The following is a 16,027-nucleotide window of genomic DNA, read 5'->3' as shown; positions in this document are numbered from 1 at the left end:
GAGAGCGAGGATCGCCGTCATGTCTCAAACGCTTTGTTTGAATCGCCAGTGCCTGGGCCTGGTGACCCGAATCGAATGCATCATTCGACCCCTATCCGGTGGCAATGGCTTGTGGACCTTGCTGTGCGCGGCCGGTATTGATGCCGGCCAACCAACCGCAATCAAGGCACAGGGCCCGTTTCATGGGCCCCGCGAAGCCGAATCGGTGCTGAAGGCGATAGCTGACAATCTGTATGGGCAGGGTTACTCCAAATCGGACGCGCCGTCGATCTGGCAACTTCATATGCAGGCCGAATTGCGCAAAGTCAACGCTAACCAGGCGCGTTACCTGAGCGGCTGGGGCGCCAAGTCCTGAACGAATTGCAATGCTCGCCATTATGGGGCGTTCGTTCTGGCCAGGCTGGGAGTTCTGGTGCTTTATCCACAGCTCAAGACATGCTGCGTTAGCGCCTTCTTGAAGACTCGGCGGCGCTGCGTATACTCGCTTGCCGGTATCAGCCCCAAGTGAGAACAGATGGAACGCTTGATTGAAAACACCATGTACGCCGCGCGATGGCTGCTGGCGCCTATCTATTTCGGACTGGCCTTCGCTCTGCTGGCACTAGCCATCAAGTTCTTTCAGGAAATCTGGCACATCCTCCCGGCTGTCCTCTCGTTGAGCGAAGGCGATCTGATCCTCAAGCTGCTGTCATTGATCGATATGGCTTTGGTTGGCGGTCTGTTGGTCATGGTGATGCTGTCGGGCTATGAGAATTTCGTCTCGCAACTCGACGTTCAAGAAGGCAAGGAAAAGCTCGATTGGCTGGGCAAGATGGATTCCGGCTCGCTAAAGATGAAGGTCGCCGCCTCGATCGTAGCGATTTCGTCGATCCATCTGCTGCGCATGTTCATGGACGCTCAACAGCTCGAAAGCGAGCAGCTGATGTGGTACGTGATCATCCATATGACCTTCGTCCTCTCAGCCTTCGCTATGGGCTATCTGGATAAGCTCACCAAACATTGATCGGACCCGGCTTGGCATTCGCATGTTGCGGCTGTGCTCGGACGTGTGGATTGGTTGTGCTTGCAATGCATGTGTTGTACAACAGTGCTTTCGTTGTACAGGGGCTGCAATGAACCTTCAGGCACTCTCGGAAGCCGCGCAAGCACGCCGTGTCGAGGCGCTGGAACTGGTCTCACTGGAGGGTGGCTTTTATCTCCTCAGCGCGCAGGTCGGTGGCAAGTCACAGGTGCTGCGTGATGAGCGGGGCAAAGTCGTTCATCTGCGCTCGGTAGAGCATGCGCGCGATCTGCTCCACGAGCTGCCGGTCATGCCGTTCTTTCTAGTTCACAGCTCGGCCTATGATGAAATGTGCGGCCTGGCTGCCGGCATTCGCGAGCCATTGCGGGTACCTATCGGCATGCGCTCCGGCTGGTCGTGAATGCAAGTTGCCCCCGTATTGCTCACACTCATGCAGGTCTGCTGTAGGTAGAGGCTTTTCTCGCTGTGCTAGGCTGTGCGCCCTTTTTCTGGCGGAGCCGAAGCATGACTGACCTGAATCTTTCGACCGACGAAACACGCGTGAGCTACGGTATCGGCCGTCAACTGGGCGACCAGCTGCGTGAGAACCCACCGCCGGGCATCAGTCTGGACGCCGTGATCGCAGGCATCCGTGATGCCTTCTCGGGCACCGCCAGTCAGGTCAGCCCTGAACAACTGAATGCGAGCTTTGCGGTCATCCGCGGGCAGATGCAAGCCGAGGCGCAACGAAAGGCTGAAGCCGCTGCAGGCGAAGGCAAGGCATTTCTGGCCAAGAACGCCGAACGTGAGGGCGTTACTACGCTGCCTTCGGGGCTTCAGTACGAAGTGCTGAAGGCGGGTGAGGGCGCCAAGCCTGGCGCAGAGGATCATGTACGTACTCACTACCACGGCACCTTGGTCGACGGTACCGTTTTCGACAGTTCCTACCAGCGTGGTCAGCCTGCCGAGTTTCCGGTTGGAGGCGTTATTGCCGGTTGGACGGAAGCGCTGCAACTTATGCCAGCGGGCAGTAAATGGCGTCTGTATGTACCGAGCGAGCTGGCCTACGGCGCGCAGGGCGTTGGCAGTATTCCTCCTCACAGCGTACTGGTATTCGACGTCGAGTTGCTGGACGTTCTCTAACCCCCGACACCGCTAAGGGCGCAATGCCCGAGCGTAGGAGAATAGGAACAGGTTGCGTACCTGTTCCTTGAGCACGCAGGGTTCGCTGGTGCTCAGCTCCTGTAGGTCCAGATCGCCTTGGTCGCGCAGTTCGTCCAAGGCATCTCCTTCCAGTGAAATGCATACCGCGCCGGTATTGCGATCCAGAATTCGCAGGTAGGGTTGTGGGCGGTCCAGCCAGGCATCAATCAGATAAGTCATGTTCACCTCCAGTTGATTTGCTTAATGAGAATAATTGTTATTCGCAAACATGCAAGCGCAATGCGTCACGCCGGCGATCAGCGGGGATCGCGAGCGGTCGTTGCAGGGCGTGTTATCGGAGGGCGTAAAGGGGTGCTGATTGCGCCCCTGTGTTGTGGGCGTCAGTGGGTGCGAGCTACCGCGAAACGGCTCAGTTCGACCAAGGCGTCGCGATAAGCGTTGGCTGGGATGAGTTCGAGGCAGGCGATGGCGCGGTCGGCATAGTCGCGGGCCATGCGAGCGGTGTATTCCAGGGCTCCGGATGTCTCCACTGCACTACGGATGCTTTCAAGATCCTCAATGCCGCCTTTCTGGATCGCTCTGCGAACCAGCGCAGCCTGTTCCGCACTGCCTTCACGCATGGTGTAGATCAGGGGCAGGGTTGGCTTGCCTTCCGCAAGGTCGTCGCCGACATTCTTGCCAAGGGTTTCGGCATCGCCCTGATAATCGAGCAGGTCGTCGACCAACTGAAAGGCGATGCCGAGGTGGTCGCCGAAGGTGCGTAGCGCTTCGCACTGCTCAGCGCTGGCGCCCGCCAAACTCGCTGCGCTATGGGTTGAAGCCTCGAAGAGCATTGCGGTCTTGCCGCGGATGACGTCCATGTAGATCTCTTCGGTGGTACTTGCGTCGCGCACCTTGGACAGCTGCAGCACTTCACCTTCGGCTATCACGCGAGTGGCCTGCGAGATGATGCGCATGACATCCATCGAGCCGAGGTCGACCATCATCTCGAAAGATCGTGCATAGAGGAAGTCGCCGACCAGTACGCTAGGCGCATTGCCCCAGAGCGCATTTGCCGTGGAACGCCCGCGGCGCATGCCGGACATGTCGACCACGTCGTCGTGCAACAGGGTCGAGGTGTGGAGAAATTCGATAATCGCTGCCAGCAGGCGCAACTGTTCACCCTTGAGCCCCAGCGCGTTGCCGCTGAGCAGGACCAGCAGGGGCCGCAGGCGCTTGCCGCCGGCCGAGGTGATGTAATCCCCGATCTTTTCCACCAGCGGTACGCGGGAAGTGAGTTGGTTTCGGATAATGCCGTCAACGGCGGCAAAATCTTCAGCCACTACTTGGTAAAAGGCCTGGGGTTGCATCGGGGAAGAGTACTCCTCGGAGATTGCGCGGCATGCTATGGGGCGGGTCATGCACTGTCAAGGCAAGGCCCGACGGCTATTGCGCCCCCTTAGTTGGATGCGTACAATCGCGGACCCTGAACTTTCCCCCTGGGCATTTCCCTGCCTTACGCAATTGCAAGGGCGTCCCTTCCGGCCCCAAGCAGCCATGCCAGCCTCCAACTATTTCACTTAAGCGCTGGGTGAGCAGGATCAACGGAGATACACAGATGTACGCAGTTATCGTTACCGGCGGCAAGCAATACAAGGTCGCCGAAGGCGAATACCTCAAGATTGAAAAACTCGAAGTTGCAACTGGCGAAGCCGTCACTTTCGACCGCGTTCTGCTGGTTGGCAACGGCGACGACGTGAAGATCGGCGCTCCGGTGGTTGATGGTGCCAAGGTCACAGCAGAAGTGATCGCTCAAGGCCGTCACGACAAGGTCACCATCATCAAATTCCGCCGTCGTAAGCATCATATGAAGCGTCAGGGCCACCGTCAGTGGTTCACTGAGGTCAAAATCACCGGCATTCAGGGCTAATCGGGCCTGAATCCCTCAACAGGAGTATTGAACTCATGGCACACAAAAAAGCTGGCGGTTCTACCCGCAACGGTCGCGACTCAGAAGCCAAACGTCTTGGTGTGAAGATGTACGGCGGCCAGGCTATCAAGGCCGGTAACATCATCGTGCGTCAGCGCGGCACCCAGTTCCACGCCGGTTACGGCGTTGGCATGGGCAAGGATCACACCCTGTTCGCTAAAGTCGAAGGCGTGATCAAATTCGAAGTGAAGGGCCAGTTTGGTCGTCGCTACGTGAGCGTCGTCGCGGCCTAACCGCGGCGTTGCTGGAAAAGCCCTGTCATGCGACGGGGCTTTTTTGTTTCTGTATTCTCTATAGGGCTCTTGCAAAACACTGCTTTGCTCTAGATATCGCCGGGTTTTGCAAGACCCTTATGTCCCAGTTTTCTAGCCCGTCCTTGCGGCGGGAGGCGTTCCCATGAAATTCGTCGATGAAGTATCGATTTTTGTAAAGGCCGGTGACGGCGGTAACGGCATGATGAGCTTCCGTCGTGAGAAGTTCATCGAGAAGGGCGGCCCCAATGGCGGCGATGGGGGTGATGGCGGCTCCGTTTACCTGGAGGCTGACGAGAACCTCAACACCCTCGTCGACTATCGCTATACCCGTCGCTTCAATGCGCCCAACGGACAGAAAGGTGGCAGTACCGAATGTACTGGCGCCAAGGGTGAGGATCTGATCCTGCCGGTGCCGGTCGGCACGACCGTGATCGATGCTGCGACTCAGGACGTGATTGGTGACCTGACCAAGGCGGGTCAGCGGTTGCTGGTTGCCCAGGGTGGCTGGCACGGCCTGGGTAATACCCGATTCAAATCCAGTACCAACCGTGCGCCTCGGCAAACCACACCGGGCAAGCCGGGTGATGCCCGGGATCTGAAGCTCGAATTGAAGGTGCTGGCCGATGTCGGTCTCCTGGGCTTGCCCAACGCCGGCAAGAGCACCTTTATTCGATCGGTCTCGGCTGCCAAGCCAAAGGTCGCCGACTATCCCTTTACTACCCTGGTGCCAAACCTTGGCGTCGTGAGTGTCGGTCGATACAAGAGCTTTGTGATTGCGGATATCCCCGGCCTGATCGAAGGGGCATCCGAGGGTGCGGGGCTTGGCATCCGTTTCCTCAAGCATTTGGCTCGTACTCGCCTGTTGCTGCACCTGATAGACATGGCGCCGCTGGATGAAAGCGACCCGGCTGATGCTGCGGAAGTGATCGTGAGCGAATTGGAAAAATTCAGCCCGGCGCTGGCGCAACGAGACCGCTGGCTGGTTCTGAACAAGGCTGATCAGCTGCTTGAAGAGGATCGCGACGCGCGGGTTCGTCAGGTGGTCGAGCGCCTCGAATGGACTGGGCCCGTATTCGTGATCTCTGCGCTGGAGCGTGAGGGCACCGAAGAGCTGAGCCAGGCGATCATGCGTTATCTGGACGAGCGTACGGTGCGCATAGCCGAAGAGCCAGCTTACGCTGAGGCGCTTGCAGAGCTCGATCAGCAAATTGAAGACGAGGCGCGTGCCCGTCTGCAGGAGCTGGATGATCAGCGCGCTTTGCGCCGTGCGGGCGTCAAAGCCGTGGATGACGTTGATGATGACGATTTCGATGACGACGACGATGAGGATGGCGCGGAGATCTTTTACGTACGTTAGATCTAGGCTCTCGCATGGTTGCGAAGGTCGTTTTGTGCAGGTGGCGCGGGCTGGCTCTTCTGCAGCCCGCCAAGAGGTTTGGCCGGATACCGATTAGAAGGCAGGATCGATGCGGGACAAGGTGAGCGGCGCGCGGCGCTGGGTGGTTAAGATCGGTAGCGCATTGCTGACCGCTGATGGCCGAGGTCTCGATCAGGCGGCGATGGCCGTCTGGGTTGATCAGATGGTGGCGCTTCGCGAGGCGGGTGTTGAGCTGGTGTTGGTGTCGTCTGGCGCCGTCGCTGCTGGCATGAGTCGTCTTGGCTGGGCTGCCCGGCCTAAGGCTGTTCATGAGTTGCAGGCAGCTGCTGCTGTTGGGCAGATGGGGCTGATACGCGCTTGGGAGAGCAGTTTTGCGCGCTGCGATCAGCAGACGGCGCAGATCCTGGTGACCCATGACGATCTCTCCGACCGCAAGCGCTATCTCAATGCTCGCAGCACGCTTCGCACGTTAATCGACCTGGGGGTGGTGCCGGTCATCAACGAAAACGACACGGTGGTCACTGACGAGATCCGTTTCGGTGACAACGACACGCTGGCTGCGTTGGTTGCAAACCTGGTCGAGGCGGATCTGCTTGTCATCCTCACGGATCGCGATGGCATGTTCGATGCCGATCCGCGCAATAACCCTGACGCTAACCTGATCAGTGAAGCGCGCGCCGATGACCCTGCGCTGGATGCGGTGGCGGGTGGTACTGGCGGTGCCCTCGGGCGGGGTGGGATGCAGACGAAGCTGCGCGCGGCTCGTCTGGCGGCGCGCTCCGGTGCCTATACGGTCATTATCGGTGGCCGGATCGAGCGAGTTCTGGCGCGGTTGAAAGCGGGCGAGGCGCTTGGCACGCTGTTGGCTCCTGAGAAAAATCGTCACGCGGCCAGAAAGCAGTGGCTCGCCGGGCATCTGCAGACCCGTGGTACGGTTGTTCTCGATGACGGCGCGGTGCAAGCCTTGAGACAGGGCAATCGCAGTCTCCTGCCGGTGGGGGTAAAGGCGGCGCAGGGTGGCTTCCGGCGTGGTGAGATGGTGATTTGCGTAGGCGTGGACGGCCAAGAGGTTGCGCGTGGCCTGGCCAACTACAGTGTGGCCGAAACGCAACGAATCCTTGGGCGTCCGTCGGACGAGATCGAGAAGTTGCTCGGCTACGTCGACGAGCCTGAACTGATTCACCGCGACAACATGATCCTGGTCTGAGGTGGTGCGATGCGACTGGCAACAGTTTTGATGGTGCTCTCGGCGTGGCCAGTGCTTGGTATGGCTCGCGAAGTGGGTGAGGTCGATACGGTCTTCAAGTGGCTTGGGCCGAACCACAAGATCGTAGTTGAAGCGTTCGATGATCCCAAGGTTGAGGGTGTCACCTGCTATCTGTCGCGTGCAAAGACGGGGGGTATAAAGGGTGGGCTCGGTCTGGCCGAGGATCGCGCCGAGGCCTCGATTGCGTGTCGGCAGGTCGGACCGATCCGTATGAGCGACAAGCTCAAGGACGGCGAGGTGGTCTTCAAGGAGCGGACGTCTCTGATCTTCAAGACTATGCAGGTCGTCCGCTTTTTTGATGAGGCGCGCAATACGCTGGTCTATCTGGTGTACAGCGATCGTGTCATTGAGGGCAGCCCGCAGAATGCTGTCACGGCCATTCCAATCCTTCCTTGGGTTCAGCAGCCATAAGAGTTGCGTGGGCGTGCTCGCTGAGTGTGCCCTGGGGTTGAATCATAGACATAAAAAAACCGGCTCGAGGCCGGTTTTTTCACAAGAGCGTACAGCTTAGGCTGCAGCAGCTTCGCCGAGGGCCTTGATGTGGCCGTTCAGGCGGCTTTTATGCCGAGCTGCTTTGTTCTTGTGGATGATGCCTTTATCGGCCATGCGGTCGATTACAGGCACGGCTGCGGTATAAGCAGTACGAGCTTTTTCCAGATCTTTAGCACCAATGGCTTTGACCACATTCTTGATGTAGGTACGAACCATGGAGCGCAGGCTGGCGTTGTGGCTGCGACGCTTCTCAGCCTGAATTGCGCGTTTTTTGGCGGAAGGGCTGTTGGCCACCGTCGAACTCCTCGAAAACGTGGGATTACAAAGCAAATAAGGCCGCGAATCATGCCGATGCGGCAGGCTCTTGTCAACCCTGATTGAGCCGGTCGAGATACTGGTCGGACAGGTGGGCTACCGCTAAACTCGCGACCTCTTTCACTGTCGTAACTGGCCATCCAGACGGGTGGTCAGCGTTTGGCCGGCACCCTCCTGCTGCAACTCTAGGAAGAACAATGTCCGATACATCCGGCAAAGGTGGATTGCTGCGGTCCAGTGCGGTTGTCAGCGTCATGACGCTGCTGTCGCGAGTGCTGGGCATGGTACGCGATATGGTGGTAGCCAGCTACTTCGGGTCCGGGGCGGCTGCCGACGCCTTCTTCATTGCATTCAAGATCCCGAACTTCTTGCGTCGTCTGTTTGCAGAAGGGGCATTTGCGCAGGCGTTCGTTCCGGTGCTGTCGGAATATCGAACCAAGCGGACGATGGCCGAGATCAAGCTGCTGGTAGACCGCACGGCAGGGATGCTTGGGCTGATCTTGACGGGCATCACGGCTCTGGGCGTGCTGGCTTCTCCTTACGTCGTCATGCTTTTCGCGCCGGGGTTCCATGACGACCCAGCAAAGATGCAGTTGGCCAGTGAGCTGCTGCGTATTACCTTTCCTTATCTGTTGCTGATTTCCCTTACCGCATTCACGTCAGGTGTGCTGAACACCTATGGGCACTTTGCGGTGCCGGGCTTCACGCCTGTGCTGCTCAATGTCTGCATGATCAGCTCGGCTGTTTTCCTGACGCCCTACTTCGATCAGCCGATCATGGCGCTGGCCTGGGGCGTGTTCATTGCCGGCTTCGCCCAGTTGGCCTTCCAGCTTCCCTATGTTGCGAAACTCGGGTTGTTGCCACGGCCCCGCGTGAGGTTCGGGGATGAAGGTGTGCGACGAATCATGCTGCTCATGGTTCCGGCCTTGTTCGGCGTGTCTGTTAGTCAGATCAACCTCTTGCTCGATACGGTCCTCGCCTCGTTTCTGCAGACCGGTAGCGTTTCGTGGCTGTATTACGCAGACCGCCTTTCGGAATTGCCGCTCGGCGCCTTTGGCATTGCCATAGGCACTGTGATTTTGCCGAGCCTTTCACGGCAGCATGCCGGAGAGGATCCCAAGGCTTTTTCCGATACCCTCAACTGGGCCCTGCGGATGGTGCTGCTGGTGGGCATCCCTGCGGCGCTCGCGCTGGGTATCCTGGCTGAGCCGCTCATTGCCAGTCTGTTCTTTTATGGTGCGATGACGGAGGAGGCTGTCGTGCAATCGGCCAGCGCACTTGAGGCTTACTCGCTCGGCGTGCTGGCGTTCATGCTGATCAAAGTGCTCGCGCCAGGCTTCTTTGCGCGCCAGGACTTGAAGACACCGGTGCGTGTCGCCATTACCTGCATGATCGCCAACATGGCGCTAAACCTGATGCTCATCTGGCCGCTCCAGCATGTCGGTTTGGCGCTGGCGACCTCGTTGTCCTCGATGCTCAATGCCGGGCTGCTCTTCTGGGGATTGTATAAGACAGGCGTGTTCCGGTTCACTCCGGGTTGGTGGTTGTTCCTCTTGCGACTGGCCGGCGGCTGTGCGGCGATGGTGGCGATGGTCTGGTGGCTCAATGTGCCGTCGGTCGAGTGGTTCGCCTGGGGCTGGCAACGACGCGCATTGCAGTTAGGGTTGCTGGTGGCGGCGGGGTTGGGCGCTTTTGCGGTGGGCTTGGTATTGCTCGGCTTGCGGCCGCGACATCTTCGGCACTGATCCGCCGTCTATGCCGTGCCGGCAAACCTGTCCGCGGCTGCTGGCACATGCGTATAATCGACGACTTTTCAAGCAAGAAGTGCGGTATGCAGCTGGTTCGAGGTCTTCATAACCTGCGGCCCCGGCATCGGGGTTGCGTCGCCACCATCGGTAATTTCGACGGGGTTCACCGGGGGCATCAAGCCATCCTGGCGCGGCTGCGTGAACGTGCGTTTGATCTTGGACTGCCAAGCTGCGTGGTGATCTTCGAACCGCAGCCGCGTGAATATTTTTCGCCGGATAAAGCGCCTGCTCGGTTGACTCGGCTGCGAGAAAAGCTCCAATTGCTGGACGAGCAGGGCGTCGACCTGGTGCTGTGCCTGGCTTTCAATCGCCGTTTGCGTGAGCTGAGTGCAGCTGAGTTCGTCCATGCAACGTTGATTGACGGCCTCGGCGCTCGCCATCTCGAAGTGGGCGATGACTTCCGTTTCGGCTGTGACAGAGCGGGTGATTTCGATTTCCTGCTAAAAGCAGGCGCCGCTGAAGGGTTTTCCGTAGAGGCGGCCACCACTATCGAGGTGGAAGGTGAGCGCGTGAGCAGTACGCGGCTCCGTCAATCGCTCGCCGACGGTGACCTGATCATGGCCGAGAAGCTGCTCGGCCGGCCGTTCAGCATTACTGGCCGGGTCATGCATGGACAAGCGCTGGGGCGCCAGCTCGGCGCTCCGACCGCCAACATTCAGCTCAAGCGTAGGAATACTCCACTTAGCGGCGTATTCATGGTCAGCACCGAGGTCGATGGCCTATCGCAGCCAGCGGTTGCGAATATCGGCATGCGGCCTTCGGTCGAAAGCGATGGCCAGCCGCATTTGGAAGTGCACTTGCTCAACTATCAGGGCGATCTTTATGGTCGTCTGCTGCGGGTGACTTTTCACCGCAAGCTGCGTGACGAGCAGCGCTTTGCCTCGCTGGAGGCGCTCAAGACGGCAATCGATGCAGATATTGCCGCGGCTCGCGAATACTGGCGGGCTTCACCCTTTACCACGAGTCAGGACTGAAATGACCGATTACAAAGCGACCCTCAATCTGCCGTCCACGGCATTTCCGATGAAGGCCGGTCTGCCACAGCGCGAGCCGGAGATCCTGCAGCGCTGGAACAGCATTGACCTCTACGGGAAGCTGCGGCAGATCGGCGAAGGTCGCCCGAAGTTCGTCCTGCACGATGGCCCTCCGTACGCCAATGGCAGCATTCATATCGGTCATGCGGTGAACAAGGTCATCAAGGATTTCATTGTCCGCTCGAAAACCCTGGCCGGTTTCGATGCACCCTATGTGCCGGGTTGGGACTGTCACGGCCTGCCGATTGAGCACAAGGTCGAGATCACCTATGGCAAGAACCAGCCGGCCGATCTGACTCGCGAGCGCTGCCGTGCCTATGCTGCCGAACAGATCGAGGGGCAAAAGGCTGACTTCATCCGCCTCGGCGTGCTGGGCGAATGGGACAATCCTTATCGCACCATGGACTTTGCCAACGAGGCGGGCGAAATTCGCGCGCTGGCAAAAATGGTCGAAGGCGGCTTTGTCTTTAAAGGCCTGAAACCCGTGAACTGGTGTTTCGATTGTGGTTCTGCGCTGGCTGAGGCGGAAGTCGAATATCAGGATAAGAAGTCCGATGCGATCGATGTCGCCTTTCAGGTCGAAGATTCGGAAAAGCTGGCGGCGGCGTTCGGCGTCGTTGCGCTCTCCAAACCGGCCAGCATTGTCATCTGGACCACCACGCCCTGGACCATTCCTGCCAACCAGGCGCTTAACGTCCATCCGGACTTCGTTTATGCGCTGGTCGATACGGGCGACAAGCTGCTGGTCCTGGCCGAGGAGCTGGTCGAATCCTGCCTTCAGCGCTATGGCCTGCAAGGCGAGATCATTGCCCGCTGCGAGGGCAAGGCGCTGGAGCTCATCCGCTTCCGTCACCCTTTCTATGAGCGTTTCGCACCGGTCTATCTGGCCGAGTACGTCGAAACGGGCGCCGGCACGGGCATTGTCCATTCTGCACCGGCTTACGGTGAGGACGACTTCCGCTCCTGCAAGCATTACGGCATGGAGAACGATGACATTCTCAGCCCGGTTCAGAGCCACGGCGTATACGTGTCAGACCTGCCATTCTTTGGCGGTCAGTTTATCTGGAAGGCCAACCCGGCCATCGTCGAGAAGCTGCGTGAAGTGGGCGCGTTGCTCAAGCATGAGTCGATTCAGCACAGCTATATGCACTGCTGGCGGCACAAGACGCCGCTGATCTACCGCGCTACGGCACAGTGGTTCGTAGGTATGGACAAGGTGGCTCACGATGGCAGCTCTCTGCGTCGTCGTGCGTTGGACGCCATCGAACAGACAGAATTCGTTCCCGCCTGGGGACAGGCAAGGCTGCATGGCATGATCGCCGGGCGGCCTGATTGGTGTATCTCCCGTCAGCGGACCTGGGGCGTGCCGATCCCGTTCTTCCTGCATAAGGAGAGCGGCGAGCTGCACCCGCGCACCGTCGAACTCATGGAGTCGGTGGCGCAGCGTGTCGAGCAGGGCGGCATCGAAGCCTGGTCCAGGCTGGATGCCGCCGAGCTGCTGGGTGACGAAGCGGCGCAGTACGAAAAGATCAGTGACACGCTGGACGTCTGGTTCGACTCCGGCACCACGCATTGGCACGTGATGCGTGGGTCCCATCCCATGGGCCATGACAATGGCCCACGTGCTGATCTGTACCTGGAGGGCTCCGACCAGCACCGCGGCTGGTTCCACTCATCGCTGCTGACCGGCTCGGCTATCGATGGCCACGCGCCCTACAAGGGATTGCTGACCCATGGCTTCGTTGTCGATGAAAATGGACGCAAGATGTCCAAGTCGCTGGGCAACGTTGTCGCACCGCAAGAAGTCACCGACAGCCTGGGCGCAGACATCCTCCGTCTCTGGGTGGCCTCGACCGACTACTCCGGCGAGATGGCTGTCTCCAAGGTTATCCTGCAGCGTAGCGCTGATTCCTATCGACGTATCCGCAACACGGCGCGCTTCCTGCTCTCCAACCTTGACGGTTTCGACCCGGCGCAGCACCAGGTTCCGGCTGATCAGCTGATCGCACTCGATCGCTGGGCCATTGATCGCGCCCTATTGCTGCAAAGGGAAATCGAAGAAGCCTACGGCTCCTACAAGTTCTGGAACGTCTACCAAAAGGTGCACAACTTCTGCGTGCAGGAGCTGGGCGGTTTCTACCTCGACATCATCAAGGATCGGCAGTACACGACTGGGGCTGACAGCTTGCCGCGCCGCTCCTGCCAGACCGCTCTCTATCATATCGCCGAGGCGTTGGTGCGCTGGATCGCGCCGATTCTGTCGTTCACGGCTGATGAAATCTGGCAGTACCTGCCGGGCGATCGCAACGACTCGGTGATGCTCAACACCTGGTACACGGGGCTCGCTGAGCTGCCTACCGATGTCGAACTGGGTCGCGATTTCTGGGAGAAAGTCATGGCGGTCAAGGCTGCCGTGAACAAGGAGCTGGAAACCCAGCGCGCCGCCAAGACCATCGGCGGCAACCTGCAGGCTGAGGTCACCTTGTACGCCGAAGAATCGCTGGTGGCGGATATGGCAAAACTGGGTAGAGAGCTCCGTTTCGTGCTGATTACCTCCTCCGCGACGGTAGCGCCTCTCGCGGACGCGCCAGCCGAAGCCGTCCAGAGTGAGCTGGCTGGCCTCAAGCTGCAGATCAGCAAGACCAGTTACCCCAAGTGCGGTCGATGCTGGCACCACCTGGCGGACGTTGGTGCCCACGCGGCACATCCAGAGATCTGTGGTCGCTGCGTTGAAAACATCGAAGGCACCGGTGAGGTTCGCCACTATGCGTGATCGCACGTGGCTCGGTAGCGTGGGTGCGACCCGCCACGCTCTGTCGAGGGTAGCAGCATGAGCTCGCGTATCGGCAAGCTCTCGTGGCTATGGCTCAGTGTGCTGGTGATCGCGCTGGACCAGGCGACCAAGCATTACTTCGAGGCCACCTTCAGCCTGTATCAGAAGGTTGATGTGATTCCCGGCTATTTCGCCTGGACGCTCGCCTACAATACGGGGGCAGCCTTCAGCTTTCTGGCGGACCATTCTGGTTGGCAGCGCTGGCTGTTTGCGTTGATCGCCACCGGCGTCAGTGTCGTCCTGGTCGTCTGGATGAAGCGCCTGAAGCCCAGTGAAACCTGGCTGGCGGTTGCGTTGGCATTAGTGCTGGGCGGGGCGCTGGGTAATCTCTACGACCGCGTAGTATTGGGCCATGTGGTCGATTTCATTTTGGTGCATTGGCAGAACCGCTGGTATTTCCCGGCATTCAATATTGCTGATAGCGCCATCACCGTCGGTGCGGTCATGCTGGCGCTGGATATGTTCCGTAGCAGTAAAACGGGAGACACGGTAAATGAATGAGCAGCGTATCGGGCCCGACATGCAGGTCACCCTGCATTTCTGCCTGAGCCTGGAAAACGGCGAGCAGGTCGATAGCACGTTCGATAAACAGCCCGCTACGTTCAAGGTTGGCGATGGCAACTTGCTGCCGGGGTTCGAGCAACAGTTGTTCGGCCTCAAAGCGGGTGACAAACGCACCTTTCAGGTCGCGCCCGAGCAGGGTTTCGGCCAACACAATGCCCAGAACGTGCAGGTGATGCCGCGATCCCAGTTCGAGGGCATGGAGCTGTCGGAAGGGTTGCTGGTGATATTCAATGACGCCGCTAAGACGGAACTGCCTGGGGTGGTCAAGTCGTTTGATGATCGCCAGGTGACCGTGGACTTTAACCATCCCCTGGCAGGCAAGGCCTTACGATTCGACGTGGAAATATTCGACGTAAAACCTGTGTGACCGGCAGCCAGCCGGGCTGCTTCTTTGGAAGCTTGCTTGCTGGCTGTCCTGCTGTTTGAGAAGCTGTTCCTCATCGCTGATGCACTTCGCCTCAACGTCAGCCAGTCGTTAGACTCCACAACTCACCCGCCTTGAGCGTCGAGATCCTCTATGCAAATCAAACTCGCCAATCCGCGTGGCTTTTGTGCCGGTGTAGACCGCGCCATCGAGATCGTTAACCGCGCCTTGGAAGTGTTCGGCCCACCGATCTATGTGCGTCACGAAGTGGTGCACAACAAGTTTGTGGTCGAGGATCTGCGAGCACGGGGCGCCATTTTCGTCGACGAGCTGGATCAGGTGCCGGATGGTTTCATCGTCATTTTCAGTGCCCATGGCGTGTCCCAGGCCGTGCGCATGGAGGCTGATAAGCGTGGCCTCAAAGTCTTCGACGCAACCTGCCCGTTGGTCACCAAGGTGCATCTGGAAGTCACCAAGTACAGCCGTGAGGGCCGTGAGTGCATCCTGATCGGCCACGAGGGGCACCCGGAGGTTGAGGGCACCATGGGCCAGTACGACACGTCCAATGGCGGCTCGATCTATCTGGTCGAGGACGAAGAGGATGTGGCCAAGCTTGAAGTCCGCCATCCCGAAGCCTTGGCATTCGTGACCCAGACGACGCTCTCGATGGACGACACCAGTCGTGTCATCGATGCTCTGCGATCGCGTTTCCCCAGCATAGGTGGCCCGCGCAAGGACGATATCTGCTACGCCACTCAGAACCGCCAGGACGCGGTCAAACAGCTGGCAGACGAGTGTGATGTGATGCTGGTAGTGGGCAGCCCTAACAGCTCCAACTCCAATCGTTTGCGTGAGCTGGCTGAACGCATGGGTACCCCAGCGTACCTAATTGACGGCGCTGAAGACCTCAAGCGGGATTGGTTCGAAGGCATTGATCGAATCGGTATCACTGCCGGCGCCTCAGCCCCTGAAGTGCTAGTGCGCAGCGTGATCGAGCAGCTCCGGGAGTGGGGTGCGGTCGGCCTGGAGGAACTGGATGGCCGACCGGAGAACGTGACGTTCTCGATGCCGAAGGAGTTACGGTTGAAGGCCGTATAGGATCAGAGAGGGTAGATGAAGGGCCGGTATGGCCCTTTTTATCATTAGCAACCGCAGTCACAGACCACTTTTACCGCCAGCACTCACTAGCCGTTTTGCCACTGCCGCTATTCCCTTTGATTCCGAGCGCATTCAACGTGAGATTGCCGCACTTGGTGTCGCCGAACTTTTGTTCTGCCGTAAGGGTGTAACCGCCGTCGCCGTCCTCAGTCGCTACGGAAAGGGCGTATTTCCCCGTTTCAGACATGTTGCCACTCTTCAGACCCAGCTTGGCGATGTTGGCGTCGGCAGTCACGTAGCTGTTGTTCTGCCCAAAATAGCGCTCCTGCCGAGCGGAGGCATCGCTCAAAAGGGCCTGGCCTTCGGCGCGGTTGCCTCGTTTTACGTATTCATCGTAGCTCGGGTATGCAATCGCCGCCAAAATGCCGATGATTGCAACGACGATCATGAGTTCAATCAGGGTGAAGCCGTGCTGAGCCCGCTGCAT

The 16,027-nt window shown here is 59.0% G+C and carries 19 protein-coding genes; 15 read left to right on the top strand and 4 right to left on the bottom strand.

All coding sequences use genetic code 11. From position 1 onward, the window contains the following. Positions 1-19: 19 nt before the first annotated feature. The 4 genes from JQR87_RS16380 to JQR87_RS16365 all read left to right on the top strand — a co-directional run bounded on the left by JQR87_RS16380 (position 20) and on the right by JQR87_RS16365 (position 2,143). Positions 20-355, top strand: a complete 336-nt coding sequence (locus JQR87_RS16380; protein ID WP_407295083.1) for a hypothetical protein — start codon at positions 20-22, stop codon at positions 353-355. Between the two features lie 159 nt (positions 356-514). Then, complete coding sequence (locus JQR87_RS16375) at positions 515-1,003, top strand: TIGR00645 family protein (RefSeq protein ID WP_407295086.1); 489 nt, start codon at positions 515-517, stop codon at positions 1,001-1,003. Positions 1,004-1,112: 109 nt separating this feature from the next. Next, complete coding sequence (locus tag JQR87_RS16370; protein ID WP_407295088.1) at positions 1,113-1,421, top strand: DUF6482 family protein; 309 nt, start codon at positions 1,113-1,115, stop codon at positions 1,419-1,421. A 104-nt stretch (positions 1,422-1,525) separates the two neighbouring features. Then, on the top strand, positions 1,526-2,143 hold the full coding sequence (locus tag JQR87_RS16365) for an FKBP-type peptidyl-prolyl cis-trans isomerase (RefSeq protein WP_407295090.1): 618 nt from the start codon (positions 1,526-1,528) through the stop codon (positions 2,141-2,143). A 12-nt stretch (positions 2,144-2,155) separates the two neighbouring features. Here JQR87_RS16365 and JQR87_RS16360 read toward each other — a convergent pair whose 3' ends face one another. Beyond that, on the bottom strand, positions 2,156-2,383 hold the full coding sequence (locus tag JQR87_RS16360) for a PA4570 family protein (RefSeq protein WP_407295092.1): 228 nt from the start codon (positions 2,381-2,383) through the stop codon (positions 2,156-2,158). A 161-nt stretch (positions 2,384-2,544) separates the two neighbouring features. Beyond that, entirely contained in the window at positions 2,545-3,513 is a 969-nt protein-coding gene (locus JQR87_RS16355; protein ID WP_407295094.1) for a polyprenyl synthetase family protein, read from the bottom strand. Positions 3,514-3,761: 248 nt separating this feature from the next. On the opposite strand from JQR87_RS16355, the gene rplU reads away from it, so the two are divergent. The 5 genes from rplU to JQR87_RS16330 all read left to right on the top strand — a co-directional run bounded on the left by rplU (position 3,762) and on the right by JQR87_RS16330 (position 7,443). Further along, entirely contained in the window at positions 3,762-4,073 is a 312-nt protein-coding gene (gene rplU / locus JQR87_RS16350) for a 50S ribosomal protein L21 (RefSeq protein ID WP_019339712.1), read from the top strand. A 35-nt stretch (positions 4,074-4,108) separates the two neighbouring features. Next, on the top strand, positions 4,109-4,366 hold the full coding sequence (rpmA, locus tag JQR87_RS16345) for a 50S ribosomal protein L27 (RefSeq protein ID WP_256074547.1): 258 nt from the start codon (positions 4,109-4,111) through the stop codon (positions 4,364-4,366). A 163-nt stretch (positions 4,367-4,529) separates the two neighbouring features. Beyond that, positions 4,530-5,744: an Obg family GTPase CgtA gene (gene cgtA, locus JQR87_RS16340; RefSeq protein WP_407295098.1), complete on the top strand. Its 1,215-nt coding sequence runs from the start codon at positions 4,530-4,532 to the stop codon at positions 5,742-5,744. A 109-nt stretch (positions 5,745-5,853) separates the two neighbouring features. Beyond that, positions 5,854-6,972, top strand: a complete 1,119-nt coding sequence (gene proB / locus JQR87_RS16335; protein ID WP_407295101.1) for a glutamate 5-kinase — start codon at positions 5,854-5,856, stop codon at positions 6,970-6,972. Between the two features lie 9 nt (positions 6,973-6,981). Further along, positions 6,982-7,443 carry a CreA family protein gene (locus JQR87_RS16330; protein WP_407295102.1) on the top strand — a complete coding sequence of 154 codons (462 nt, stop codon included), beginning with the start codon at positions 6,982-6,984 and terminating at the stop codon, positions 7,441-7,443. A gap of 96 nt (positions 7,444-7,539) precedes the next feature. On the opposite strand, the gene rpsT is transcribed toward JQR87_RS16330, so the two are convergent. Further along, the gene (rpsT, locus tag JQR87_RS16325) at positions 7,540-7,818 is read right to left on the bottom strand and encodes a 30S ribosomal protein S20 (RefSeq protein ID WP_407295105.1); all 279 of its coding nucleotides are present in this window, start codon (positions 7,816-7,818) and stop codon (positions 7,540-7,542) included. Between the two features lie 218 nt (positions 7,819-8,036). Between rpsT and murJ the strand changes: the two genes are divergently transcribed. The 6 genes from murJ to ispH all read left to right on the top strand — a co-directional run bounded on the left by murJ (position 8,037) and on the right by ispH (position 15,540). After that, positions 8,037-9,584, top strand: coding sequence for a murein biosynthesis integral membrane protein MurJ (murJ, locus tag JQR87_RS16320; protein ID WP_407295108.1), 1,548 nt, complete (start codon positions 8,037-8,039; stop codon positions 9,582-9,584). Positions 9,585-9,670: 86 nt separating this feature from the next. After that, positions 9,671-10,621, top strand: coding sequence for a bifunctional riboflavin kinase/FAD synthetase (gene ribF / locus JQR87_RS16315; RefSeq protein ID WP_407295110.1), 951 nt, complete (start codon positions 9,671-9,673; stop codon positions 10,619-10,621). A 1-nt stretch (position 10,622) separates the two neighbouring features. Further along, the gene (gene ileS / locus JQR87_RS16310) at positions 10,623-13,454 is read left to right on the top strand and encodes an isoleucine--tRNA ligase (protein ID WP_407295113.1); all 2,832 of its coding nucleotides are present in this window, start codon (positions 10,623-10,625) and stop codon (positions 13,452-13,454) included. A 57-nt stretch (positions 13,455-13,511) separates the two neighbouring features. Beyond that, complete coding sequence (gene lspA, locus JQR87_RS16305; RefSeq protein ID WP_407295116.1) at positions 13,512-14,015, top strand: signal peptidase II; 504 nt, start codon at positions 13,512-13,514, stop codon at positions 14,013-14,015. Next, positions 14,008-14,445, top strand: a complete 438-nt coding sequence (locus JQR87_RS16300) for an FKBP-type peptidyl-prolyl cis-trans isomerase (RefSeq protein ID WP_407295119.1) — start codon at positions 14,008-14,010, stop codon at positions 14,443-14,445. The genes lspA and JQR87_RS16300 overlap by 8 nt, the downstream gene beginning before the upstream one ends. Positions 14,446-14,595: 150 nt before the next feature. Beyond that, the gene (ispH, locus tag JQR87_RS16295; RefSeq protein ID WP_407295122.1) at positions 14,596-15,540 is read left to right on the top strand and encodes a 4-hydroxy-3-methylbut-2-enyl diphosphate reductase; all 945 of its coding nucleotides are present in this window, start codon (positions 14,596-14,598) and stop codon (positions 15,538-15,540) included. Positions 15,541-15,610: 70 nt separating this feature from the next. On the opposite strand, the gene JQR87_RS16290 is transcribed toward ispH, so the two are convergent. Further along, on the bottom strand, positions 15,611-16,027 hold the full coding sequence (locus JQR87_RS16290) for a type IV pilin protein (protein WP_407295124.1): 417 nt from the start codon (positions 16,025-16,027) through the stop codon (positions 15,611-15,613).

The sequence above is a fragment of the Stutzerimonas stutzeri genome (assembly GCF_051028275.1).
Classification (GTDB): Bacteria; Pseudomonadota; Gammaproteobacteria; order Pseudomonadales; family Pseudomonadaceae; genus Stutzerimonas; species Stutzerimonas stutzeri_AS.
The sequence above is the reverse complement of the archived record's forward strand: the minus strand, read 5'-3'. Positions and strand labels throughout refer to the sequence as shown.

What these genes read in the sequence shown, in the direction of transcription:
- ileS (WP_407295113.1), top strand. Translation starts at nt 10,623, where the DNA reads ATGACCGATTACAAAGCGACCCTCAATCTGCCGTCCACGGCATTTCCG.
- JQR87_RS16330 (WP_407295102.1), top strand. Translation starts at nt 6,982, where the DNA reads ATGCGACTGGCAACAGTTTTGATGGTGCTCTCGGCGTGGCCAGTGCTT.
- JQR87_RS16300 (WP_407295119.1), top strand. Translation starts at nt 14,008, where the DNA reads ATGAATGAGCAGCGTATCGGGCCCGACATGCAGGTCACCCTGCATTTC.
- JQR87_RS16370 (WP_407295088.1), top strand. Translation starts at nt 1,113, where the DNA reads ATGAACCTTCAGGCACTCTCGGAAGCCGCGCAAGCACGCCGTGTCGAG.
- JQR87_RS16365 (WP_407295090.1), top strand. Translation starts at nt 1,526, where the DNA reads ATGACTGACCTGAATCTTTCGACCGACGAAACACGCGTGAGCTACGGT.
- lspA (WP_407295116.1), top strand. Translation starts at nt 13,512, where the DNA reads ATGAGCTCGCGTATCGGCAAGCTCTCGTGGCTATGGCTCAGTGTGCTG.
- rplU (WP_019339712.1), top strand. Translation starts at nt 3,762, where the DNA reads ATGTACGCAGTTATCGTTACCGGCGGCAAGCAATACAAGGTCGCCGAA.
- JQR87_RS16380 (WP_407295083.1), top strand. Translation starts at nt 20, where the DNA reads ATGTCTCAAACGCTTTGTTTGAATCGCCAGTGCCTGGGCCTGGTGACC.
- murJ (WP_407295108.1), top strand. Translation starts at nt 8,037, where the DNA reads ATGTCCGATACATCCGGCAAAGGTGGATTGCTGCGGTCCAGTGCGGTT.
- ispH (WP_407295122.1), top strand. Translation starts at nt 14,596, where the DNA reads ATGCAAATCAAACTCGCCAATCCGCGTGGCTTTTGTGCCGGTGTAGAC.
- JQR87_RS16355 (WP_407295094.1), bottom strand. Translation starts at nt 3,513, where the DNA reads ATGCAACCCCAGGCCTTTTACCAAGTAGTGGCTGAAGATTTTGCCGCC.
- JQR87_RS16375 (WP_407295086.1), top strand. Translation starts at nt 515, where the DNA reads ATGGAACGCTTGATTGAAAACACCATGTACGCCGCGCGATGGCTGCTG.
- rpmA (WP_256074547.1), top strand. Translation starts at nt 4,109, where the DNA reads ATGGCACACAAAAAAGCTGGCGGTTCTACCCGCAACGGTCGCGACTCA.
- JQR87_RS16360 (WP_407295092.1), bottom strand. Translation starts at nt 2,383, where the DNA reads ATGACTTATCTGATTGATGCCTGGCTGGACCGCCCACAACCCTACCTG.
- cgtA (WP_407295098.1), top strand. Translation starts at nt 4,530, where the DNA reads ATGAAATTCGTCGATGAAGTATCGATTTTTGTAAAGGCCGGTGACGGC.
- JQR87_RS16290 (WP_407295124.1), bottom strand. Translation starts at nt 16,027, where the DNA reads ATGCAGCGGGCTCAGCACGGCTTCACCCTGATTGAACTCATGATCGTC.
- ribF (WP_407295110.1), top strand. Translation starts at nt 9,671, where the DNA reads ATGCAGCTGGTTCGAGGTCTTCATAACCTGCGGCCCCGGCATCGGGGT.
- proB (WP_407295101.1), top strand. Translation starts at nt 5,854, where the DNA reads ATGCGGGACAAGGTGAGCGGCGCGCGGCGCTGGGTGGTTAAGATCGGT.